Genomic DNA, 21,751 nt, shown 5'->3' on the forward strand with positions numbered 1-21,751 from the left:
GAGCCACCAGGGGCGCGGGGAACTGCGCGATTCGGATGCGGGCCACCGTACGAACCGGGGTCAGCCCGGTCTGTCATGCAACCACCCCCGGACTGCGCAGTTCCCCGCGCCCCTGAGGTGCCACCCGTGTTCTTCGAGCCGCAAGCGCCCGTGCCCACCGCCCCCGCACACCCCTAGGACCGCCATGGCGTCCCCCTCCGCTGCCCGCCCCACCCGGCGCCTCGCGCCGTACGCCTTCCTCACCCCCGCCGTCGTGCTGTTCGCGCTGTTCTTCGCGCTGCCGATCGGCTACGCCCTCTACCTGAGCGTTCGCGCCGTCAAGGTCAAGGGCCTCGGCCTCGGCTCGCACGCCCGCACCGAGGTCTGGGCCGGCCTGTCCAACTACACCTCGGCCCTCACCGACCCGGAGCTGCTCTCCGGCTCCGGGCGCACCCTGCTGTACGGCGCCCTGCTGGTGCCCGCCATGCTCGGTGCGGCCCTGCTGTTCGCCCTGCTGCTGGACACCCCCCGGGTGCGGCTCGGCGCCTTCTCCCGCCTCGCGATCTTCCTGCCGTACGCGGTGCCGGGCATCGTGGCCTCGCTGCTGTGGGGCTTCCTCTACCTGCCGACCGTCAGCCCCGGATACTTCCTGCTGGACAAGGCCGGCATCGGCGGGCCCGACCTGCTGCACGGCAACGGCCTGTTCGTGGCCCTGGCCAACATCGCGGTCTGGGGCGGCACCGGCTTCAACATGATCGTCATCTACACCTCGCTGCGGGCGATCCCCGCCGAGCTGTACGAGGCGGCCCGGCTGGACGGCGCCTCCGAGCTGCAGATCGCACTGCGGGTGAAGATCCCGATGGTGGCGCCCTCGCTGGTGCTCACCTTCTTCTTCTCGATGATCGCCACCCTGCAGGTGTTCAGCGAGCCGATGACCCTCAAGCCGCTGACCAACTCGATGAGCTCCACCTGGAGCCCGCTGATGAAGGTGTACCGCGACGCCTTCGTCCAGGGCGACATCCACTCCGCCGCCGCCACCTCCACGATCGTCGCCGTGGCGACCCTCGTCCTGTCGTTCGGCTTCCTCACACTGGTCAACAAGCGCTCCACGGGGGGCAACTGAGATGAGCACCGCCCTGACCGAAGGCCGCCGCACCGCCCCCGCCCCCGGGACGACGCCGGGCAACCCCGTCGCCCCGCCGCGCCGCAGCCCGGCCTGGGGCCCGACCCTGGTCCTGCTGCTCGGCGCGGTCTACTGCCTGATCCCGATCCTCTGGGTGGTGACGGCGGCCACCAAGAGCAGCAGCGAACTGTTCACCACCTTCACCCTCGCCCCCGGCAGCGGCCTGCTCGGCAACCTCGCCGACCTGTCCGACTACCGCGACGGCGTCTACTGGCAGTGGATGGCCAACTCGGCCCTCTACGCGGGTGTCGGCGCCCTGCTGTCGGCGGCCCTCTCCGGCGCCACCGGCTACGCCCTCGCCAAGTACCGCTTCCGCGGCCGGACGGCGGTCTTCAACATCCTGCTGGCCGGCGTGCTGATGCCTCCGATCACGCTCGCCGTCCCGCAGTACCTGCTGATGGCCGAGGCCGGCCTGGCCGACAGCTACTGGTCGGTGCTGCTGCCCAGCATCCTCAGCCCGTACGGCATCTACCTGGCCCGGATCTACGCGGCCGCGGCGATCCCGGACGAGGTCGTCGAGGCGGCCCGGGTCGACGGGGCCGAGGAGTGGCGGCTGTTCCGCAGCGTGGCGCTGCCGATGATGGTGCCCGGCCTGGTCACCGTCTTCCTGTTCCAGTTCGTGGCGATCTGGAACAACTTCCTGCTGCCGTACATCATGCTCGGCGACGACCGGAAGTTCCCGGTCACCGTGGGCCTGTACTCGCTGCTCCAGCAGGGCGCCAACGCCCCCGCGCTGTACACCCTGGTGGTCACCGGCGCGCTGCTGTCCGTCGTGCCGCTGATCGCACTCTTCCTGGGACTCCAGCGGTACTGGCGCATCGATCTGCTCTCCGGGGCCGTAAAGTCCTGACCGTCCGCCAGTCCGCCTGCGCCGGTGCCGCCCGTGGCCGCCGGCGCCCCGCCCCGCGAGGAAGCGCCCAGCCCCATGACGGAACCAGAGCCCCGCGGCCGGTCGGCCGGCAAGCCCCGCCGCCCGCCGACCATCCACGACGTCGCCGCGGTCGCCGGTGTCTCGCGCGGCACCGTCTCCCGGGTCCTGCAGGGCGGCCACAACGTCAGCCCGGCCTCCCGGGAGGCCGTCGAGGCGGCGATCGGCAAGCTCGGGTACGTGGTCAACCGGGCCGCCCGCAGCCTGGTCACCCAGCGCTCCGGCTCGGTCGCCTTCCTGCTGACCGAGCCGCAGGAGCGGTTCTTCGAGGACCCCAACTTCACCACCCTGCTGCGCGGCTGCACCGCGGCACTGGCGGCCCACGACATCCCGCTGCTGCTGATGACCGCCGGCGACGAGGCCGAGCGCCGCCGGATCACCCGCTACCTGGCGGCCGGGCACGTCGACGGCGTCCTGCTGGTCTCCTCGCACCGCGGCAACCCGATGATCGAGCACCTCCGGGAGGCCGGCATCCCGATGGTCTGCTGCGGCAAGCCGCTCGGCCAGCGCGGCCGGGTCACCTACGTCGCCGCGGACGACCGCGAGGGCGCCAAGGACATGGTCCGCCACCTCGCCGAGTCCGGCCGCACCCGGATCGCCACCGTGGCCGGCCCGCAGGACACCCCCGGCGGCGTCGAGCGCCTGCTCGGCTACCGCGAGGTCCTCGAGGAGTACGGCCTCCCGTACGACGAGCGGCTGGTGGCGTACGGCGACTACAGCCGGGCCGGCGGCGAGGCCGCCACCGCCGGACTGCTGGCCGCCGCCCCCGGCCTGGACGCGCTGTTCGTCGCCTCCGACCTGATGGCCGACGGCGCCCTGACCGCCCTCGACCGGGCCGGCCGCTCGGTGCCCGGGGACGTCGCGGTGGGCGGCTTCGACGACTCCCCCGCCGCCCTGACCACCCGCCCGCCGCTGACCACCGTCCGCCAGCCCTGGGACAGGATCAGCAGCGAGATGGTCCGCCTGCTGCTCGCCCAGATCGCCGGCGAGACCGCCCCGACCGTCATCCTCCCCACCGAACTGGTCGTCCGCGGCTCGGCGTAGGGGCTGTCGTCCAAGATCGCTCAGGGGTCGATCCAGGGGCGCACGGGGGCACCTTACGGGCCCCGGGAAGACCCCGGGTCAGAAGGCCTGGGGGCCGAAACGTCCCCAGGCCACTGCGACGGCCAGCGCCAGCAGCACCACGTTGACGGCGATGCCCGGGTACTCCTTGCGGCGTGCGTGGACGACGGCTGCGCCGACCATGGTCAGCGCCAGACCGAGGGCCGCCCAGGCGGTCAGCACGGGTGCGACGCCGAGGACGGCGGGCAGCACCAGGCCGATGCCGCCGAGCACCTCGACGGCGCCTATCGCCTTCACCGCGCCTGCCGGCCAGTCCCCCGCCCAGCCCATGCCCGCGGCGACGAGCTTCTCCCGCGGCTGGGCCATCTTCATCGCGCCGGCGGCGGCAAACGCGGCGGCGAGCAGGATCGCAATGATCCACAGGGCGACGTTCATCTGGGTTTTCCTCCCGCATTGACTTGAACCTTCAACCAGAAGATAGGGAGGCATGACTTGAAGAGTCAAGTAATCTGCGGAACGCATCCGGAGGTCGGAAGCGGTCCAGGGGTCTGCGCCGGGCCACGCTAGGGTGGAGTCCATGGACGCAGACGAGCCGCGCTGGCTGAGCGAGGAGGAGAAGGAGTCCTGGCTGGCCCTCGGCAGCATGCTGATCCGGCTGCCCGCCGCGCTGGACGCCCAGCTCCAACGGGACGCGGGCATCAGCCACTTCGAGTACCAGGTGATGGCCGGCCTCTCCATGGCGCCCGATCACACCCTTCGGATGAGCGAACTCGCCGTGCTCGCCGACGGTTCGCTCTCCCGCCTCTCCCACGTGGTCAAGCGGCTGGAGCAGCGCGGCTGGGTCCGCCGCACACCCGACCCCGAGGACGGCCGCTACACCCTGGCCCTGCTCACCCCGTCCGGCTGGGACAAGGTGGTCGCCACCGCCCCCGGCCACGTCGCCGAAGTACGCCGCCTGGTCTTCGACCCCCTCACCAGGGCGCAGCAGCGCCAGCTCCGCGACATCGGACGCCGCGTCACCACCGCCATCGACCCCGACGGCAGCTGCCCCGGCTCCGCCCCGGCCTGACACCGCAACACCTCCGCCCCTGCCGCGCGTCGGCACACCGGCCCCACGGGCGGGGCTCCGGAAGCAGCTGAGATCATGCTCGGATGCGAGCGATCGATCAGCTGGTCAACGTGGACGACCCGGCATGGCCGGACATCGAGGCGGCGTGCGCGGCGAGCAGCGTGCCCGTACGGGTCCTGCCCGTCGACCCCGAGGAGGGCCGCCGGTGCCTGGTGCAGATGCAGGTCACCGCGCGATCGACGCTCGGCGCCCTGGCACTGCACTGCGGCGGCCTGGTCGTCGACGACGGCTGGGTGCGGGTGTTCGGCGGAGGTTCGGAGGCGGTCGGCGGCCTGCCGGGTCTGGCACAGGTCAACCGGTTCCCTTCCGCGTTCGATCCCGCCTGGCACCCCGCGACGGGTCTGGTCGTCGGGCACGACGTCCTGGGCGGAGTGTTCGCGCTGAACGGCCACGACCCCGCAGGTGAGGGCCGCCCCGGGGCTCCGGGGCAGATGACCTGGTTCGCTCCGGACACGCTGGAGTGGGAGGCACTGGACATCGGCCACTCCGCCTGGGTCTCGTGGCTGCTGTCGGACGGCCCGGAGGCGTTCTACGAGGGGCTGCGATGGCCCGGCTGGCGCGAGGAGAGTGCGGCGCTGGCCCTCTCGCAGGGGATCGCCGTCTATCCGTTCCTCTGGTCCGAGCAGGCGCGTGCCGACCTGGCGGCGACGACTCGGAAGGCCGTACCGATGCGCGAGGTCCTCGGCGTGGCGGCCGACTTCGCACGGCAGATGGGCCCTGCCGATCCGGGGTTCCTCGGCGAGGTGTGAGCCGGCCCCGCGACCGCAGGAGCGATCATGCCGTCCGCAGCCGCGACAGCACCCCGTTGACCACCTGCCGGTGGTCACGCCACGGACGGTCACGCCCACCTGCGGCAACAGGGGATCAATCCGCTCCCACGCCGCGTCCGTCACCTCACCTCGACCTGCCACAAGATCAATTGTCAGACCGGCATTAGAGTCCCTCCCGTGACGGATCATCAGGACCAGACCAGGACGGCCTACGACGGGGTCGTCGAGCTGTACGCGTCGCTGTTCGCAGACCGGCTGGAGAAGCAGCCGTTCGCCCGGGCCATGATCGGCACCTTCGCCGAACTGGTGCACGCGACGGGCAACCCGCGGGCGGCGGACGTCGGGTGCGGGCCCGGACACCTGACGGCCATGCTGCACGAACTGGGCCTGGACGCCTTCGGACTCGACCTCTCCCCGGGCATGGTCGACCACGCCCGGCGGGCCCATCCGGCGCTGCGCTTCCAGGAGGCGCGGATGGAGTCCCTGCCGGTCGGGGACGGCGCTCTCGGCGGCGTACTGGCCCACTACTCGATGATCCACACCCCGCCGGGGGAACTGCCGGAGCTGCTCGCCGAGCAGGCACGCGTCCTGGCACCGGGCGGCCTGCTCCTGGTCTCCTTCTTCGGGACCGACGGACCGGAGCCGGTCCGATTCGACCACAAGGTGACGCCTGCCTACAGCTGGCCGGCGGACCGCCTCGCCGAACTGCTGGCCGGTGCCGGGCTCGTTCCCTTCGCCCGGCTGCTCCACGACCCGGCCTCCGAACGGGGCTTCCTCGACGCCCACCTGCTGGCCCGCCGTTCGTAGGTCCTGTCCGACAATACCCGCCGGGCTCCCGCCCCCCGGCTGCCGGCGCGGCGGGCACCCGCCGATCCGACGGGAACTGCCGGACAGGCCCTGGTGCCGTGACCGCGGACCGGATCGGCCGGCATCGACGGCCCGATCCGGTCCCACATCGCATCACTGGTCACCAACCGGACAGACACATCCGATCAACTGCTCGGCCCATCAAAGAAACACGCCTTAGCATCGGGTCCCATGATCGTATGGCTCAACGGCACCCACGGCGCAGGCAAGACAACGACCGGTGCACTCGTGCAGCCGCTGATCCCGGATTCACGGGTGTTCGACGCCGAGAAGGTCGGCGAGACGCTCATGGACATCACGCCGGGGCTGCCCAGGACGGACAACTTCCAGCACTGGCCGCCGTGGCGGCAGCTCGTGGTCGAGACCGCCCGCCGCGTACTCGACTACACCGGCGGCACTCTGGTGATGCCCATGACCGTCCTGGTCGAGCAGTACTGGCGCGAGATCAGCACAGGCCTCGCCCGACATGCCATCCCGGTACGGCACTTCGTCCTCCACGCTGACCAAGACACCCTCCGCGCGCGCATCGAGGGGGACACTCTTCTCGGCCCCTCCCCGTTCCGCCTCAAATACCTTGAGCCCTACGCCGAGGCGGCCCGCACCTGGCTGCACGGCGAGGCCGAGGTCGTCGACACCACGCACCTCACGCCCGCCCAGGCCGCCCTGCAGATCGCGGAGGCCGTCAAGAGCTGAGGTCCACCCGCCACGCGAAACAGGCACAGGTGGCAGCAGAGAACGACCTTCCGGTGTCGAGCAGATCGCCGGAATCGCCTCGCAAAACCACATGACCAATCAATCGCCGGCCGGCTCTGAGGGGATGCGGTGTCGACGGTCGTTGAAACGCAGAAGGTCTGGAGGCTGCCCGCTGCCGACCGTTGGGCAGGGTGGTGCCCGCTGTGGTGGACGGTCGGTCCCGCAGGCGAGCTCGCTGTTCTGCTGGTGCATCGACGGCACCTCCGCCGAAGCCGCCACGTCAAGGGCTGGGTCGGACGAAGCCCCGACGTCCCGTTCGACGGAGTGCTGGTGATCCGCCGGATGGACGGATCGGTGGAGCGCCGGTCGGTCCGGGTGGTTCTGACGGCGGAGGGCCGGACCTGGCCGGAGTCCTTCCGCGTACCGAGACAGTGCGCCGCGGCCGCAGTCTTCCAGGGCTTCACGTCGGAGGATCTCGCCGTCTTCCGACACCTGTGCCTGCGCCTGGTCGCCAACCAGCGCCGCCTGGAGGAACACCTGGCCTGCCCCCTGCCGTACCGCCTGCCACCTGAGCCCGGGGGCGCGGCGGCGGTCAGGCGGGGAGCGAGCGGGCCAGGCGGAAGCCCACGTCGTCGACGGTGAAGGTGGGGTGGCTGCGGCGGCGGGCGGACGCCCGGCAGCTCCAGTGCTCGTCGAACCAGCCTCCGCCGCGGAGCACCCGGTAGTCGCCGTAGACCTCGGCGTCGTACACGTCCCAGCACCAGTCCCAGACGTTGCCGAGCATGTCGTGGAAGCCCCAGGCGTTGGGGCGCAGGCCGCCCACCTCGTGGAGGCGCTCCTGGGAGGTGCCGCGGTACCAGGCGATCTCGTCGAGCGGGGCGTAGTGCGGGCCGCCGGTGCCGGCCCGGCAGGCGTGTTCCCACTCGGCCTCGGTGGGCAGCCGGTACCCGCCGGAGGCGGTGTCCCACTCCACGGTGCCGTCGTCGGCCTCGCCGACCAGGCGGTAGGCGGGCGCCAGGCCCTCGCGCTCGGACAGTGCGTTGCAGAACCGGACGGCGTCCCACCAGGAGACGCCCTCGACCGGCAGCCGCTCCCCCTGGGCGGCGCTCGGCCGCAGACCGGTGACCTCGGCGTACAGGCTCTGGGTGACCGGCACGGCGGCCAGTTCGTACGGCCCCGGTTCGACCGGCCAACTGCGCTGCGTCCGCCGGTCCGACAGCACGACCCGCCCCGCCGGGACGGGGATCATCTCGATGCCCACCTTCGCGTCCATGATCCGCCGATCCTACGGGAGGCGGGGCGTAAGCTCGGTGGAGAGCGAACGTTCTCTGACGGGTGGGGAGGCCATGGACCAGGGCGAGGCGGAGACCAGACTGCTGGACGCGGCGGAGGAGCTGTTCTACGGGCGGGGCATCCAGGCGGTCGGTGTGGACCAGATCCGTGCCGCCTCGGGCGTCTCGCTGAAGCGGCTGTACCAGGTCTTCCCGTCCAAGGCCGATCTCGTACTGGCCTACCTGCGGCGCCGCGACGCCCGCTGGCTCGCCGCGCTCACCGGGTACGCCGACGCCCGGCCGGAGGGCGACACCCGCATCCTCGCCGTCTTCGACTGGCTGCACGGCTGGTTCGGCGAACCGGACTTCCGCGGCTGCGGGTTCATCAACGCCTTCGCCGAGATCGGGGCCACCGACCCGGCCGCGGCCGAGGTCGTCCGCGCCCACAAGGCGGCCCTGCGGGACTACCTCGCCGGGCTGCTGCAGCAGGCGGGCCGGCCGCAGTCGCTGGTCGACCCCCTGTTCCTGCTCGCGGAGGGCGCGATGACCACCGCCGCCGTCACCGGCTCGCCGGAGGCGGCCCTGCAGGCCCGCGGCGCGGCGGCGGCGCTGCTGGCCGCCGCCTGACACCGCCCGCGGCCGGGACGGGGATCAGAGGCCGAGGTCGCTCAGGCCCGGGTGGTCGTCGGGGCGGCGCCCCAGCGGCCAGTGGTACTTGCGGTCGGCCTCGGCGATCGGCAGGTCGTTGATGGAGGCGTGGCGCCGCCGCATCAGCCCGTCGTCGTCGAACTCCCAGTTCTCGTTGCCGTACGAGCGGAACCACCGGCCCGAGTCGTCGTGCCACTCGTAGGCGAAGCGCACCGCGATGCGGTGGTCGCCGTACGCCCACAGCTCCTTGATCAGCCGGTACTCGTGCTCCCTGGCCCACTTGCGGGTCAGGAGGGCGACGATCTCCTCGCGGCCGGTGGCGAACTCGGCGCGGTTCCGCCACCGCGAGTCGACCGTGTAGGCGAGGGCGACCCGCTCGGGGTCACGGGTGTTCCAGCCGTCCTCGGCGAGGCGGACCTTCTCGATCGCGCTCTGCTCGGTGAACGGCGGCAGGGGCGGGCGCTTGCCCATGGCACTCCTCCGAACCCAGAGGAGAACGCTCGTTCTCCCGATGTCCCCACCCTAGGAGAACGACCGCTCTCCCGCAAGCGCGAGCCTGCCCGGCGCGCACGGCCTGATCGCTCGTCAGCCCCGTCCGGTCAGGGCGGTGGCGTGGGCGAGGGCCTCGCGCAGGAGGGCGGAGAGCCGGTCGTCGGCCTGTCGGCCGGTGAGGCCGCGGGGGGACCAGGGGGTGACGGTGTGCCAGCCGCGGTCGGTCAGCGGCGGGAGTGGTTCGCGGGCCGCCAGGTGGGCGGGGATCTGCGGGAGGCGGACGAGCAGGATGCCCGTTCCAAGTGCGGTCGCCGCTGCCGCACCGCCCTCCGCGGCGAGCACGGGAACGCCGTAGGCCGCGTGCAGCGGGTGGTGCGGGGCGAGTTCGGCGAGGCGTTCGTACAGGTCGGGGTGGGTGTGCAGCTGCCAGGGGCCGAGGGCGAGGTCGTTCGGGCCGCCGGGCGGGCAGGCACGGCGGCGCAGGAAGGCGAGCAGGTCGGCATTGGCGGGCAGGTCCGGCAGGACCGGCGGCTCCGGAGCTCCCACGGCCTACGCCGACGCGGGGTCGGGGACGGGGACGGCCCCGGCGCTCTCCAGGATCAGCGCGATCGCGTCGTCGAGCCGGGCGACCTCCTCGCGGCTCATGGTCGGGTTGGCGGCGCGCCGCGCCTTGGCCTCGTCCAGCAGCATTCCCCCGGTGCCGCCGAGGTGCCGCAGCAGGGAGGCCAGGACGGCCCGGGCGGCGGCCTCGACCCCGGGGACGGTGAGGGCGGCCTGCGCGAGGATCAGTGCGGCCATCGCCGAGTCCAGGCCGGGCGGGCCCTCCGTGGCGGTGCCCCAGTCGATCACGATCGGCCCCTGCGGGGTCAGCATGACGTTGTCCGGGTGGAGGTCCATGTGCAGGACCCGGTGCCCCGGGTCGGCGGACGCCTGCGCCGGGATCGCGTGCAGCCGCCGCAGCAGGTCCGCGAGGACCGCACCGCACTCCTCGGGCGTGATCGCCCCCTCGCTCAGCGCCTCCAGCATGGTGCCGCCGGAGAGCCGCTGCATGACCAGCGAGTCGGCACTCGCGGCCGGCCACACGGCCGGCACCGGGTAGCCGCGCTCCCCCAGGTACGCCATGACCTCGGCCTCCCCGGCCGCGCGGAGGCCGTCCCGGTAGCGCCGGAGCACCCGCTCCCCGTCCAGGGCGAAGACGTCCGCCGTCCGCCCCGTGCCGATCAACTCACCGATCTCCATTCGGACGACCGTAGTTGACCGGAGCGCAGCCCGGCAGGGGATTTCGCGCTCCGCCCGCCCCGGCCGGGCGGTGCGCCGGGCCGGGGCGGGGGGCGATCGGCCCGCGGTGCGGGAGTGCGGACCTGGCCCTAGGGTCGGCAGCAGAGCGGCCCCGCTCCCGGATGCCTCGCGTCCTGCCTCGGGCCGTGCCAGCCCCGCACCCCTTCGGAGGGCAGCCGACCATGACCACGATGTCCGAAACCCCCGTCCTCGACACCCTCGCGGCGATGACGATCGACTCGATCGAGCGCTGCCAGATGGACGAGAACATGCTCATCCTCACCAGGATCGCCGCGCTCACCGCGATGGACGCCCCGGCGATCTCCTACCTCGCGCACATCGGCCCCGCCGTGGAGGCCAACGTGACCGCGAGCCAACTGCAGGACGTGCTCGTCGCCGTGGCCCCGATCGTGGGCACCGCGCGCGTCATGTCCGCGGCCGGCCACATCGCCGAGGCGCTGGGCATCGCCATCGCGGTGGCCGACGCCGAGGTGCAGGCACAGGTCCAGGGCGGCACGGGCAAGTAACGCCGCCCAGGCCCTCCGGGCCGCAGCCCGCACGGCACAGGCCGTCACCCGTTCAAGGTGACGGCCTTCCGGCCGTCGGGGTGCCGGCCGGAACCGGGTGGGGCGCTGCGCCGCGGTGTGCCCCGGGTCGGTGGACCACTCGCTCGTCCCTCAGGACACGCCCTGGACGGATCCGCGGCTTCACCCGTTTGACGGCACGGCCGCGCCCGCCGTGGTCGACCCGCCCGGTCCGGCCCGGCAGGTGCCCGCGCGCCCGGCGAGGGCGAGATCGGCGGCGGCCCGGTGCGCGGCCGGTGCCGCCCGCGGGACTCCGTCACCACGGCGGCCGGGACGAGGTGCACGGGGTGGCCGAGCGGCCGGCCGCCGCGGTACGGGCCGACGGCGGCCTCTGACCGGCCGTCGGGCCCGTGCCGGAATGTGTGCAGTTCTAGCGGCCGGTGGCGGCGTCCAGCAGGACGTCGACCAGGCGGTCGGCCGCGTCGGGGCGGCCGTGGGCGCGGGCGCGGTGGGCCATGTCGGCGCGCCGGGCCGGGTCCATGAGCAGCGGCTCGACGGCCGTGCGCAGGGTGTCCGGGGTGACCTCGCCGAGGAGGGCGACGGCTGCGCCGGCGTTCTGCAGGTGGCCGGCGTTGTGGGCCTGCTCGTTGCCGGCCGAGGAGGCGAGCGGGACGAGGACGGAGGCCTTGCCGAGGGCGGTGAGTTCGGCGATCGTGCCGGCGCCGCTGCGGGAGAGCACCACGTCGGCCAGGGCCAGCACGTCGGGGAGTTCGGGCCCGACGAACGGGGTGACCAGGTAGCGTCCGGCGAGGTGGGCGGGCAGTTCCGCGGCGCGGGCCCGCAGGCCGTCGGCGTGGGCGGCGCCGCACTGGTGGACGACGTTGGCGCGCTCCAGCAGCCACGGCAGCAGGTCCTGCACGACGGTGTTGATCTGCAGCGAGCCCTGGGCGCCGCCGGTGACGTAGACGGTCGGCAGGCTGCGGTCGAAGCCGTACAGGCCGAGTGCCTCCACGGCCTTGTCCGGCCGGCCGTGGAAGACCTCGGGGCGGACGGGGTTGCCGGTGACCACGGCGCGGGCGCGGGCCGCCTCGGGCAGCAGCGGCACGGTGGAGTCGGAGGAGACGGCGATGCGGGCGGCGGAGCGGGCGAGCACCCGGTTGGCCAGGCCGAGGCGGACGGTCTGCTCGTGGACGACCAGCGGGGCGCCGCAGCGCTGTGCGGCCCGCCCGACGGGGACGGCGACGTAGCCGCCGGTGGCGAGGACCACGTCGGGGGCGTAGTCGGCGACGAGGCGGCGGGCCTGGACGATGCCGCGGAGCACGCGGAACATGTCGCGGACGTTGGCGGGCGAGGCGAGCTTGAGCGGATTGGCGGACCGGCGGATCTTGCCGGTGGCGACGGTGGCGAAGGGGATGCCCTCGGCGGCGGCGACCTTGGCCTCCAGGCCTTCCGCGGTGCCGACCCACAGCACGTCCAGGCCCCGGCCGGAGGCGGCGAGGGCGGCCCGCAGGGTGCGGACGGCCGTCAGCGCCGGGTAGGTGTGGCCTCCGGTGCCGCCGCCGGTGACGACCAGTCGGAACGGCTTCGTTCCGGCGTGCTGGGGGTGGGCGTCGAGGTTCACGAGGGCTCCGATCCGAGGGCCCGGCCGGGGGCGGCCGAGGCGGGGTGGCGGGGGACGGGCGGGCGGACGCCTTCCGGCCCCCGTTCCGCCGCAGGTGGAGGACGCCGTGGGGCGGTCGGCGGTTCCGCCGCCCTGCCCGGGCGGTCACCGTTCGCGGCGTCGACGACCCGTCAGGGCCCGGGGTGGGGACGGCCCCGGCTCGCCACGTCCCCGGTCGGATCCGTGGCCGGGGCGGGCGGCAACCCGTAGGGTCGGCGCATCGGAGGGTTTCCGTTCGGCGACGAAGGAGGGCCGCGGTGCACTACCGCGAGCTGGGACGCAGTGGGCTTTCGGTGTCGGAGATCGGCTACGGGGCGTGGGGCATCGGCGCGTCGAGCTGGGTGGGGGCGACGGAGGACGAGTCGGTGCGGGCGCTGCACCGGGCGATCGACCTGGGGGTGAACTTCGTCGACACGGCCCGCGGCTACGGGGAGAGCGAGCGGATCGTGGGCCGGGTGGTCCGCGAACGCGCCGGCGACGGGGTGCACGTGGCGACCAAGGTGCCGCCGAAGAACGGGGTGTGGCCGGCCCCGGACGGGCTCGACCCGGCGGAGACGTTCCCCGGCGCACACATCCGGGAGAGCCTGGCGACGAGTCTGCGCGCCCTCGGCCTCGACCGGGTGGACCTGCTGCAGTTCCACGTGTGGAGCGACGAGTGGGTCGGGCGCGGCGACTGGCTGGAGACGGTCGCCGCGCTGAAGGAGGAGGGGAAGATCCGGCTGTTCGGCGTGTCGATCAACGACCACCAGCCGGGCAACGCCCTGGAGTTGGTGCGCAGCGGTGTGGTGGACGCGGTGCAGGTCATCTACAACGTGTTCGACCAGTCCCCGGCCGATGCCCTGTTCCCGGCCTGCGCCGAGCACGGGGTGGGCGTGGTCGTCCGGGTGGCACTCGACGAGGGCGGCCTGACGGGCCGGATGACGGCGGGGACGACCTTCCCGGAGGGCGATTTCCGCAGCCGCTACTTCCGCGGCGACCGCCCGGCGCAGGTGGAGCGGCGGGTCGGGGCGATCACCGGGGATCTGGGCATCCCCCGGGAGGAGATGGCGGCCACCGCGCTGCGGTTCGTGCTCGCCGCGCCGGCCGTCTCCACGGTCATTCCCGGGATGCGCAGCGTGCGGAACGTGGAGCGGAACACCGCGCTGAGCGGCGGCCCGCTGCTGACGGACGAGCAGTTGGCCGTGCTCGCCAAGCACCGGTGGGAGCGGAACTTCTACAGCTGACGCACGGTGCTCGCCCGCTCGCCTCCGGGCCCTCCCGACCCGGCGCGGTCAGTCCTGGATGCGCCGCCAGGGCCGGTCCGCCTCGAGGGCGAAGGCCAGTTCCAGCAGGGTGCGTTCGGCGCCGTGGGCGGCGGAGAGGTGGATGCCGACCGGCAGGCCGTTGGCCGCGCTGCCGGTGGGCAGGGCGATGCCGGGGGCGCCGGTGACGTTGTTGACCGGGGTGAAGGCGACGTAGCGGCGCAGCCGCTCCATCAGTTCCTCGAAGGGCACGTTGGGGCTGAGGTGGCCGAGCGGCGGGGCGGTGTGGGCGAGCACCGGGGAGAGGACGGCGTCGTGCCGGCGGAACAGTTCGGCGTAGGTCTGTTCGGCCCGGCGCAGGCGGCGCAGGGCGCCGGGGATGTGCCGGAATTCGCGCCGGAAGCTGCGGCGCAGGCCGGTGGTGAGGCCGTCGAGCCGGTCGGCGCGGAAGCTGCGGTCGAGCATCAGCTTGCCGGTGACGGCGATCAGGAAGGCGATGTAGCCCCAGTACATGGTGAAGTCGCGGGAGAACTCCTCGCCGAACGGGAGCTCGACCGGTTCGACGCGGTGGCCCATGGCCTCCAGGCGCTGTGCGGTCTGCTCGACGGCGCGGCGGGTGTCCTCGTCGCTGGCGGCGAGCGGTGAGTCGACGACGAGGCCGATCCGCCGCGGGGTGTCCCCGGGGCCTTCGACGAGGCCGAGCGGGGGCAGGGCGGGGTTGCGGTGGTGGCGTTCGGCGGCGGCGAAGAAGGCGGCGGTGTCGCGCACGGAGCGGGTGACGACGCCGTCGGTCACCAGGTCGATGGGCAGGCGCTTGCCCTGGTCGTTGGGGACGAGGCGGCCGCGGGTGGGCTTGAGGCCGACCAGGCCGCAGCAGGCGGCGGGGATGCGGATCGAGCCGCCGCCGTCGTTGGCGTGCGCGATCGGGACGACGCCGGCGGCCACCAGGGCGGCCGATCCGCCGGAGGAGGCGCCGGGCGAGTGGGAGGTCTTCCAGGGGTTGCGCACCGGCGGGGCGGCGGCGTACTCGGTGGAGGCGTTGAGTCCGAACTCGGGGAGCCGGGACTTGCCGAGCACGGCCAGGCCGGTGCCGAGGAACTGGTCGGCGAAGCCCGCGGTGCGGCGGGCGGGGCGGGCCCGGAAGGCGGCGCTGCCCTGCCCGGTGGGCATGCCCTGCAGGTCGACGTTGTCCTTGAGGTAGCTGGGCACGCCGTGCAGGGGTGCGTCCGGGTCCTCTGCGGCGCGGCGCGGTGCCCGGTAGGCGGCGAAGGCGACCGGGTCGAGGGCTTCGTCGATCCGCCGGGCCCGGGCGGCCGCCGCCTCGGCCAACTCGCCGGGGCTGACCCGGCGTTCCCGTACGAGCTGTGCCAGGGCGACCGCGTCGTGCTCGCCCAGTGCGTCGTCCCCGAATGCGTGGACCCGCTCCCCCGCCATCCGAACCCCTTTGCCCCTACCGGTCAGTAATGCCGTGCGAGCTCCGCATTCTAGGGTCGGCCGGGGCAGCTGGACACCCCCTCTCCGGCGGGGTGGCGGACACCGCGGCGGCGGTCGCGGACCGGCGCGCCGGGAGGATCGGGAGAGGGGCTCACGGTTGCCCGGCGGCGGTTGGACTGCCGGGCACCGCGGCACCGCCCGCATGCGCGGGCGGCCTTACACAGCGAAGCGTGCGGTCCCTGTTCCACCAGGTCATCGCCCGCTTCCCCAGGGTCGGCACTCTGCCACGGCGCTGCGCCGCGCGGAAGGGCCGGAGAACGGAATTGTCCGTTCCGGTACCCGCCGCGCCGCGGGTCCGGCGCGGCGGGCGGGTTTCCGGAGGCCGCCGGGGGCGGTCAGGCGGCGGGCCGGCGCGGGCGCATCATCGCCGGGTAGACCGCGGAGGCGACCAGGATGCCGGCCGACAGCGAGAGGTCGGTGCCGCCCAGGGCGGCGGCGACCGGCCCCGTCCGGGGGACGGTGGCGAGGCAGAGCACGGCGGCGGTGGTGCCGGCGACCAGGGCGGTCGCACCCGCCCGGTTCACGCCGGCGGTGTACCGGAACGGGCCGGCGGGCGTCTCGTCGGTGAGCTCCGACCCGCTGTAGCGGTTGCGCCGCCACAGGATGTCGGTGGCGTACACGGCGACGGTCGGGCCCATCGGCGCCACCATGAACTCGAGCGAGGAGCGCGCCGCACGGGCCTTCCGCTGCCGGGACCTGTACGAGGCGGGCGTCCGGGTCGTGCTCGGCTCGGACCGGCCGATCGCGCCCTTCCCGCCGCTCGGCGTGATGGCCGGCGCCCGGCACCGCCGGCCCACCCGCGACCTCTCTCCGAACCCCCGCACGGCCCGAACAGGCCCTCACCCCGCTGCAGGCCCTGCAGGGGCTCACCGTGAACCCGGCCTGGGCCGCCGGCGAGGAGAACACCGCCGGCCGGATCGCCGCCGGCCACCGCGCCGACCTCACCGCCTTCGCCGACGACCCGCTCACCGTCGCCGCCACCGACCTCGCCGACCTCCCGGTCCTCCTCACCGTCCTCGGGGGGCACCCGACCCACCGCACAGCCGACCTCTGAGCGCCCCTGACGGGGTGCCCCTATGCCGACATGGTGGTGGAGAGGCGGTGGAGGCCCTTGCGGTCGTAGTAGGTGGTCATGGCGTAGCCGAGGATCAGGGCCAGCACCGTGCCGATGGCGATCATGATCCAGGCGCGGGTCAGCCCCGCGTCCCCGCGGGCGTCGAAGTAGAGGATCGCCCGGACGCCGTCGCTCAGCTGCCGCATCGGCTCGAACTCGGCCAGGAACCGGTAGAACGACGGCAGCGCCTGCAGCGGAATCGTCGCCCCGGAGGACGGCAGCGCCAGCACGATGAAGACGAACATGCCGACCAGCTGCCCGATCCCGCCGAAGGTCGCGTTGATCGCCTGCACACCGAGGCCGACCGCCGCGCTCGCGCACACCGAGAACAGGTACAGCAGCGGCAGGTGCGAGGCGTCCATGTCGAGCACGCCGATCGTGCCCAGCATGATCACGGCCGAGCTGACCAGCGAGATCCCCACGGTCATCACCGACTTGACGATCCATGTCCGACGGCGGCTGATCGGGACGGTCGGCCGCCGGGTGTGCCAGGGGCCCAGCTCGTTGTCGGTGTAGCCGAGTGCCACGTCCACGCCGTTGCCGATGGCGTTGCCGCCGAGGAAGCCCGCCAGCACCAGCAGCAGCGTGTAGTAGAAGGCGCTCAGACCCAGCCCGCTGTGCGGGCCGATCGGGTGCCCGACCCGGGTCTCCACCGTGATCGGGTCGGCGAGCAGCAGGGCCGACGCCGTGGACACCTGCGTGCCCTGCTGCGCCGTCTGCTGTGCGGCCACCGCCGTCAGCTGCTTGCCCAGGTCGAGCGAGGCGCGGTGCGCGGCGTCCGCGGCGATCGAACTCGCGAAGGAGGAGGCGAGACTGCCCGCCCCCGGATTGGTCAGCACGACCGCGGTCGGCCGGGCGGACGTGGCACCCGCCGGTTCGCCGAGGCCGGCGACGGCCGCGGTGAAGTCGGCGGGGATCTGCAGCGCCCCGGCGAGCTTGTTGGAGGCGAGCTGGTCCTGGGCCTCCTCGGGGGTGAGGATCTTCCAGTTGACCCGCTTGTCGGGGTCGGGCGCGGCGGCGACAGCGGCGGTGATGTTCGCCCCGAGGTTCTGCTGCTGCCCGTTCACGGTTGCGCCGCGGTCGGTGTTGACCAGCCCCACCGGCAGCCGGTGCAGGTCGAGGCGGGGGTTGAGGATGCCGCCCATGTACAGCACCGACAGCAGGAAGGCGACCACCCCGATCAGCGCGGTCGGGATGATCCAGATCTTGGGGTTGCCCAGCACCTGCCGGGCCGTCACTCCACCCGCGGGCGGGGTCGGGCCGGCGGGCTCCGGCGGCGGGCCGGACGGCTCGGGCGGGTCCGGCGGGCCGGGCGTGGTCATCCGTTACCTCCTGCGCTCGTCCCGCCGCCGCGGTGGCGGGTCGGACGGGACCGACCACATCGACCGTACGCGGCCGGAGGCCCGTTGCCCCCGACTGCGAAGAGGTCGTGAAGGCGTGTCACCCGCGCGGACCCGCACCCCCGCCGGTCCCGGGCGCAGCAGAGGTGCTCAGACCACCGTGACGACGGTGCTGTGCCAACCCGTCGCACCCGAGGGGAAGGGAGGTCTGCGGGCCTCGGGCTGGACGGCGCCGGCGGCGTCCGTGGCCCGGACCTCGATGCGGTGCGTGCCCGGGGCGGCGCCGCGCCAGGTGTGCGACCACTGCCGCCACAGGTCGGGACCGGCGTCGGCCGACAGGTCCGCAGGACGCCAGGCGCCGCCGTCGATGCGGACCTCCACGGCGGCGATCCCCCGGTGGGTGGCCCAGGCCGTCCCGGCGAGGGTGACGTCCCCCGCGGGGACGCGGGCGAACGGTGCCGGCACCTCGATCCGGGAGGCCGTCCGCATCTCGCCGGTGCGGTCCCAGCCCCGCCTCACCCAGTACGGGTCGAACGCGGCGAAACGCGTCACCTCCAGGTCGACCAGCCATTTGGTGGCCGAGGTGTAGCCGTACAGGCCGGGCACCAGCGAGCGGCACGGGAAGCCGTGCGCCACCGGCAGCGGCTCGCCGTTCATCGCCACGGCCAGCAGCGCGCGACGCCCGTCGAGCACCGCGTCCAGCGGCGTGCCGATCGTCATGCCGTCCTTGGAGCGGCCGACCAGCTGGTCCGCGCCCGCCCGCACTCCGGCCCGGCGGAGCAGCGCGGGCAGTGGGGCGCCGAGCCAGCGGGCCGTCCCCGCGTACCGGCCGCCGACCTCGTTGGAGACGCAGGTCAGCGTGTAATCCATCTCCTCGAGGGGCCGGCGCAGCAGCTCGTCGAAGGTGAGCACGGTGGGGCGTTCGACCATGCCGTGGATGCGCAGCGCCCAGGCGCGCGGGTCGATCATCGGCAGGGTGAGGGCGGTGTCGACGCGGTAGAAGTCGGCGTTGGCGGTGGTGAACGGCGAAAGGCCGGGCACCGCGGGGTGGACGTGCGCGGGCAGGGGTGCGGCCGCGCGTGACGGCGGGGGCAGGCGGACCGCCCTCCGGGCGGCGCTCACATCCGTACGGCTCTCGCCCAGCACCCGGCCGCCGACCGCGCCCAGGGCTGCCACCGCGGCCGTTGCACCGGTCGCGGCCAGCACGGTGCGCCGGCTCGTCCGGTTGTCGGACGGCCTGCCCGCCCCGTCTCCGGGCTCGCCGGCCGGCGCCGCGGCCGTGCGATCGGTGGTGGCGCTGCGCAGCAGGCGGGCCAGCCACCAGAGGGCCGCCGCGCCGGCGATCCCCGCGGCCACCGAGGGCAGGGCGTCGGTCGGGACGGCCGCGGGACGGGACGCGGCGGCCCACACCCCGAGACCGCCGAAGCCCGCCACCACCGCGGCACCGGCAGTCGGCCGCCGGTACGCCAGCAGACCGGCCAGGAGCGCCAGCAGGGCCATCACGGTGTGGATGCCCAGCAGGAGGACGGCCTTGTCCCGGGTGCCGAAGGTCCGGACGGCGTACTCCTTCAGCGGGGTGGGCGCCAGGTCGATGGCGGCCGACCCGACCGCGACGACCGGCGCACCGGCCGGCCCGGTGAAGGCCGCCGCTGCCTCCCCGACGCCCACCGCCAGCCCGGCGGCCACCAGCCCGAGAAGACCGGCCCACGCCAGGACGATCCACCGCCCCCGCCGACCGCCCGGGCCGGCGGCAGGCGTCCCGTCCGCTCGCTCTCGTCCGTCGCTCACGTACCCCATTCGGACGGCACGGCCGTGCGGATGGGTGCCGCGGGGGGCGGTCAGTGCCCGTGGTGGCGGGTACGGAAGGCGCCCCAGCCGTGCCAGTGGTCGACTTCGATCCAGGCGGTGACGCGGCCGCGTCTGCGCTGGGTGTAGTCGTGGCCGAGGTAGCGCCGGGAGAGGCGGTCGATGTCGGCCAGGCCGGTGTCGTCGTACATCTCGGTGACGCGGCCGACCAGGCTCAGGTGCGTGTACCAGGAGTTTTCGTCGAGCACGGTGAGGGTGACCCGCGGGTCGTGGCGCAGGTGGCCGAGGCGGCGGCGCCCCTCGTCCATGTTGACCATCACCCGGCCGTCCTCCCAGAGGTACCAGGTCGCCACCGAGACCGGCTGCCCGTCGGGCCGCAGGGTCGCGATCACCGCGGGATTGGGCCTGCCCAGCATGGCGACGGCCTCATCGGGAAGCGGGGGCCTCGGCATACGTCACTCCTGGGAGTCGTCAGTCGGGGACGCTCCAGCAGCCTACGGCGTCGCCGCGCGGATTCCCGGATTCCACGGCCCGTCAGGTGTCCGCCCGGGCGGCGCGGAATCACTCGGCGTGCCGTCAGAGGCTGCTCCCGCGAGTCGGGTGGGCGCGCCGTGCCGGGCCCGGGCGGGCGCCCGGGCGATACTTGCGATCATGCGTGTCGCGGTGATGACAGCGGGTTCGCGTGGTGACGTCGCCCCGTTCACGGGCCTCGGGCACGAGCTGGCCTCGGCGGGCCACCGGGTCACGCTGGTGACGCATGCCCGGTTCGCGCCGCTCGCGGAGGCCGCGGGGCTGGACTTCCATCCGCTGCCCGTCGATCCGCGGGCGGTGCTGGAGTCGGCCCGCGGGCAGGGGCTGCACCGCAGTGCGGGCGGTGTCGCCAGGTTCGCCCGGCTCGTCCCCATGGCCAGGTCACTGGTCGGCGAGATGGCCGACGGGCTGCTCGAGGCCGCCCGCGGCCACGACCTGCTGCTGCTGTCCGCGCCGGTCGCCCCGCTCGGCCACACCGTGGCGGAGGGACTGCACCTGCCGAGCATCGGCCTGCACCTGCAACCGCTGGCCGCCACGACCGAGTTCGGGCCGCCGGTGATCGGCACCCGGTCCTGGGGGCCGACCGGGAACAGACTGGCCGGCCGGGCCGTCAATGCCGCCGTGGATGCCATCTTCACCGACAGCATCCGCCGCGTCCGCGCGGACCTCGGGCTGCCGCCGCGCAGCCTGCGGTCCGCCCGCCGTGCCCGCGAGCACACCGACTGGCCGGTCCTGCACGGCTTCAGCGAGCTGGTCGTGCGCCGGCCCCGGGACTGGCGGCCCGGGCTGCAGGTGGCCGGCTACTGGTGGCCGTACGACCGGCCCGGGCAGCACCTGCCCGCCGAGCTGGCCGACTTCCTGGCGGCCGGTCCGCCGCCGGTCTTCGTCGGGCTGGGCAGTGCCACGGTGCCCGATCCCGGGCGGGTCGCCCGGACGGTCGTCCGGGCCCTGCGCGCCGCGGGGCTGCGCGGCATCGTCCAGCGCGGCTGGAGCGGCCTGCAGGCCGAGGGGGACGACATGCTGACGGTCGGCGACGTGCCGCACAGCCTGCTGTTCCCGCACGTGGCGGCCGTGGTCCACCACGCGGGCGCGGGCACCGCCGCGGCCGCGCTGCGGGCCGGAGTGCCGTCCGTGCCGGTTCCCGTCCAGTTCGACGCCGCTTTCTGGGCCGGGCGGCTCACCGCGCTGGGCACGGCGCCCTGTGCCGTCCCGCTGCGCCGGCTGGACGACGATCTCCTCGCCGATGCGCTGCGGCGGGCCACCGCCGACCCCGGGTACCGCCGGCAGGCCGAAGCACTGGCCGCACGCCTGCGCACGGAGGACGGTGTCGCGCCCGTCCTCGCCGCTGTCGGCCGATCGGCCGGCTGACCGCCGTCGCGGGGGCCCTGCGCCCGGCACCGACGGCGTGTCAGATCCAGGTGCAAGGGTGTGCCGCATGAACGACACCACCTCACGCGGTGCGGCGCAGCCGCCCGACCTGCTCGACCAGGCCCCGCCGGGCCCGTGGTCGTTCCTGGACCTTTCGCCGGCCGACCTGACGACCGGCACCTCCCTGCTGGCGGCGCTGCGCCGGGCGGAGGGCGCCGCCCGGGGCGAGCGGCGCGAGCTGTGGGGCTTCGCCGCGATGAACGCCGAGGCCGCGATGAACGCGATGCCCGGCATGCGGCCGACCTCGGGCGAGCTGTGGGCCGCCGCGCACGAGTACGCCCAGATCGCGGCCTCCGTCGGCGGCTGAGAGTCG

General features: G+C 74.1%; 24 protein-coding genes and 1 pseudogene. 13 read left to right on the forward strand and 12 right to left on the reverse strand.

Features of this window, described 5'->3' with window-relative positions:
- Positions 1–184 precede the first annotated feature (184 nt).
- The 3 genes from ACQ614_RS04030 to ACQ614_RS04040 all read left to right on the forward strand — a co-directional run bounded on the left by ACQ614_RS04030 (position 185) and on the right by ACQ614_RS04040 (position 3,134).
- The gene (locus tag ACQ614_RS04030; protein WP_431676762.1) at positions 185–1,102 is read left to right on the forward strand and encodes a carbohydrate ABC transporter permease; all 918 of its coding nucleotides are present in this window, start codon (positions 185–187) and stop codon (positions 1,100–1,102) included.
- Between the two features lies 1 nt (position 1,103).
- Positions 1,104–2,012 (forward strand): carbohydrate ABC transporter permease, encoded by a 909-nt coding sequence (locus tag ACQ614_RS04035; protein WP_431676763.1) that lies wholly within the window; start codon positions 1,104–1,106, stop codon positions 2,010–2,012.
- 75 nt (positions 2,013–2,087) lie between these two features.
- The gene (locus tag ACQ614_RS04040) at positions 2,088–3,134 is read left to right on the forward strand and encodes a LacI family DNA-binding transcriptional regulator (RefSeq protein WP_431676764.1); all 1,047 of its coding nucleotides are present in this window, start codon (positions 2,088–2,090) and stop codon (positions 3,132–3,134) included.
- A gap of 78 nt (positions 3,135–3,212) precedes the next feature.
- On the opposite strand, the gene ACQ614_RS04045 is transcribed toward ACQ614_RS04040, so the two are convergent.
- Entirely contained in the window at positions 3,213–3,587 is a 375-nt protein-coding gene (locus ACQ614_RS04045; RefSeq protein ID WP_431676765.1) for a DoxX family protein, read from the reverse strand.
- A gap of 142 nt (positions 3,588–3,729) precedes the next feature.
- Between ACQ614_RS04045 and ACQ614_RS04050 the strand changes: the two genes are divergently transcribed.
- Together ACQ614_RS04050 and ACQ614_RS04055 are read left to right on the forward strand one after the other, a co-directional pair.
- Entirely contained in the window at positions 3,730–4,221 is a 492-nt protein-coding gene (locus tag ACQ614_RS04050) for a MarR family winged helix-turn-helix transcriptional regulator (protein ID WP_431676766.1), read from the forward strand.
- Between the two features lie 83 nt (positions 4,222–4,304).
- On the forward strand, positions 4,305–5,030 hold the full coding sequence (locus ACQ614_RS04055; protein WP_431676767.1) for a DUF2625 domain-containing protein: 726 nt from the start codon (positions 4,305–4,307) through the stop codon (positions 5,028–5,030).
- 31 nt (positions 5,031–5,061) lie between these two features.
- On the opposite strand, the pseudogene ACQ614_RS04060 reads toward ACQ614_RS04055, so the two are convergent.
- A pseudogene (locus ACQ614_RS04060) lies at positions 5,062–5,192 on the reverse strand (transposase); the annotation flags it as partial.
- A gap of 36 nt (positions 5,193–5,228) precedes the next feature.
- On the opposite strand from ACQ614_RS04060, the gene ACQ614_RS04065 reads away from it, so the two are divergent.
- On the forward strand, positions 5,229–5,858 hold the full coding sequence (locus tag ACQ614_RS04065; protein WP_431676768.1) for a class I SAM-dependent methyltransferase: 630 nt from the start codon (positions 5,229–5,231) through the stop codon (positions 5,856–5,858).
- A 231-nt stretch (positions 5,859–6,089) separates the two neighbouring features.
- The gene (locus tag ACQ614_RS04070) at positions 6,090–6,611 is read left to right on the forward strand and encodes an ATP-binding protein (protein ID WP_431676769.1); all 522 of its coding nucleotides are present in this window, start codon (positions 6,090–6,092) and stop codon (positions 6,609–6,611) included.
- A gap of 592 nt (positions 6,612–7,203) precedes the next feature.
- Here ACQ614_RS04070 and ACQ614_RS04075 read toward each other — a convergent pair.
- The gene (locus tag ACQ614_RS04075) at positions 7,204–7,884 is read right to left on the reverse strand and encodes a formylglycine-generating enzyme family protein (RefSeq protein WP_431676770.1); all 681 of its coding nucleotides are present in this window, start codon (positions 7,882–7,884) and stop codon (positions 7,204–7,206) included.
- A 73-nt stretch (positions 7,885–7,957) separates the two neighbouring features.
- Between ACQ614_RS04075 and ACQ614_RS04080 the strand changes: the two genes are divergently transcribed.
- Positions 7,958–8,509, forward strand: a complete 552-nt coding sequence (locus ACQ614_RS04080) for a TetR/AcrR family transcriptional regulator (protein WP_431676771.1) — start codon at positions 7,958–7,960, stop codon at positions 8,507–8,509.
- Between the two features lie 24 nt (positions 8,510–8,533).
- Here ACQ614_RS04080 and ACQ614_RS04085 read toward each other — a convergent pair whose 3' ends face one another.
- The 3 genes from ACQ614_RS04085 to ACQ614_RS04095 all read right to left on the reverse strand — a co-directional run bounded on the left by ACQ614_RS04085 (position 8,534) and on the right by ACQ614_RS04095 (position 10,261).
- The gene (locus ACQ614_RS04085) at positions 8,534–9,001 is read right to left on the reverse strand and encodes a DUF1348 family protein (RefSeq protein WP_431676772.1); all 468 of its coding nucleotides are present in this window, start codon (positions 8,999–9,001) and stop codon (positions 8,534–8,536) included.
- A gap of 114 nt (positions 9,002–9,115) precedes the next feature.
- Positions 9,116–9,568 (reverse strand): hypothetical protein, encoded by a 453-nt coding sequence (locus ACQ614_RS04090; RefSeq protein ID WP_431676773.1) that lies wholly within the window; start codon positions 9,566–9,568, stop codon positions 9,116–9,118.
- A gap of 3 nt (positions 9,569–9,571) precedes the next feature.
- A complete protein-coding gene (locus ACQ614_RS04095; protein WP_431676774.1) occupies positions 9,572–10,261 on the reverse strand; it encodes a phosphotransferase in 690 nt (229 codons plus the stop codon).
- Positions 10,262–10,482: 221 nt separating this feature from the next.
- Here ACQ614_RS04095 and ACQ614_RS04100 point away from each other — a divergent pair, with 221 nt between their 5' ends.
- Positions 10,483–10,827, forward strand: a complete 345-nt coding sequence (locus ACQ614_RS04100; protein ID WP_431676775.1) for a carboxymuconolactone decarboxylase — start codon at positions 10,483–10,485, stop codon at positions 10,825–10,827.
- A 427-nt stretch (positions 10,828–11,254) separates the two neighbouring features.
- Here the strand turns inward: ACQ614_RS04100 and ACQ614_RS04105 are convergent, their stop codons facing one another.
- On the reverse strand, positions 11,255–12,445 hold the full coding sequence (locus tag ACQ614_RS04105; protein WP_431676776.1) for a UDP-N-acetylglucosamine--N-acetylmuramyl-(pentapeptide) pyrophosphoryl-undecaprenol N-acetylglucosamine transferase: 1,191 nt from the start codon (positions 12,443–12,445) through the stop codon (positions 11,255–11,257).
- A 296-nt stretch (positions 12,446–12,741) separates the two neighbouring features.
- Between ACQ614_RS04105 and ACQ614_RS04110 the strand changes: the two genes are divergently transcribed.
- On the forward strand, positions 12,742–13,707 hold the full coding sequence (locus tag ACQ614_RS04110; protein ID WP_431676777.1) for an aldo/keto reductase: 966 nt from the start codon (positions 12,742–12,744) through the stop codon (positions 13,705–13,707).
- 48 nt (positions 13,708–13,755) lie between these two features.
- Here ACQ614_RS04110 and ACQ614_RS04115 read toward each other — a convergent pair whose 3' ends face one another.
- Together ACQ614_RS04115 and ACQ614_RS04120 are read right to left on the reverse strand one after the other, a co-directional pair.
- Entirely contained in the window at positions 13,756–15,159 is a 1,404-nt protein-coding gene (locus tag ACQ614_RS04115) for an amidase (RefSeq protein WP_431676778.1), read from the reverse strand.
- Between the two features lie 395 nt (positions 15,160–15,554).
- Entirely contained in the window at positions 15,555–15,857 is a 303-nt protein-coding gene (locus ACQ614_RS04120) for a hypothetical protein (protein WP_431676779.1), read from the reverse strand.
- 233 nt (positions 15,858–16,090) lie between these two features.
- Here ACQ614_RS04120 and ACQ614_RS04125 point away from each other — a divergent pair, with 233 nt between their 5' ends.
- Positions 16,091–16,273, forward strand: a complete 183-nt coding sequence (locus tag ACQ614_RS04125) for an amidohydrolase family protein (protein ID WP_431676780.1) — start codon at positions 16,091–16,093, stop codon at positions 16,271–16,273.
- Between the two features lie 20 nt (positions 16,274–16,293).
- On the opposite strand, the gene ACQ614_RS04130 is transcribed toward ACQ614_RS04125, so the two are convergent.
- The 3 genes from ACQ614_RS04130 to ACQ614_RS04140 all read right to left on the reverse strand — a co-directional run bounded on the left by ACQ614_RS04130 (position 16,294) and on the right by ACQ614_RS04140 (position 19,931).
- The gene (locus ACQ614_RS04130; protein WP_431676781.1) at positions 16,294–17,655 is read right to left on the reverse strand and encodes a DUF3533 domain-containing protein; all 1,362 of its coding nucleotides are present in this window, start codon (positions 17,653–17,655) and stop codon (positions 16,294–16,296) included.
- 168 nt (positions 17,656–17,823) lie between these two features.
- Positions 17,824–19,470 carry a molybdopterin-dependent oxidoreductase gene (locus ACQ614_RS04135; protein WP_431676782.1) on the reverse strand — a complete coding sequence of 549 codons (1,647 nt, stop codon included), beginning with the start codon at positions 19,468–19,470 and terminating at the stop codon, positions 17,824–17,826.
- A gap of 41 nt (positions 19,471–19,511) precedes the next feature.
- The gene (locus ACQ614_RS04140; RefSeq protein ID WP_431676783.1) at positions 19,512–19,931 is read right to left on the reverse strand and encodes a PPOX class F420-dependent oxidoreductase; all 420 of its coding nucleotides are present in this window, start codon (positions 19,929–19,931) and stop codon (positions 19,512–19,514) included.
- A gap of 199 nt (positions 19,932–20,130) precedes the next feature.
- On the opposite strand from ACQ614_RS04140, the gene ACQ614_RS04145 reads away from it, so the two are divergent.
- The gene (locus ACQ614_RS04145; protein WP_431676784.1) at positions 20,131–21,378 is read left to right on the forward strand and encodes a glycosyltransferase; all 1,248 of its coding nucleotides are present in this window, start codon (positions 20,131–20,133) and stop codon (positions 21,376–21,378) included.
- Positions 21,379–21,445: 67 nt separating this feature from the next.
- On the forward strand, positions 21,446–21,745 hold the full coding sequence (locus ACQ614_RS04150; RefSeq protein ID WP_431676785.1) for a hypothetical protein: 300 nt from the start codon (positions 21,446–21,448) through the stop codon (positions 21,743–21,745).
- Positions 21,746–21,751: the final 6 nt, after the last annotated feature.

Origin of the sequence: Kitasatospora dryopteridis (assembly GCF_050749075.1) — a bacterium.
In the GTDB taxonomy this organism is placed as follows: domain Bacteria; phylum Actinomycetota; class Actinomycetes; order Streptomycetales; family Streptomycetaceae; genus Kitasatospora.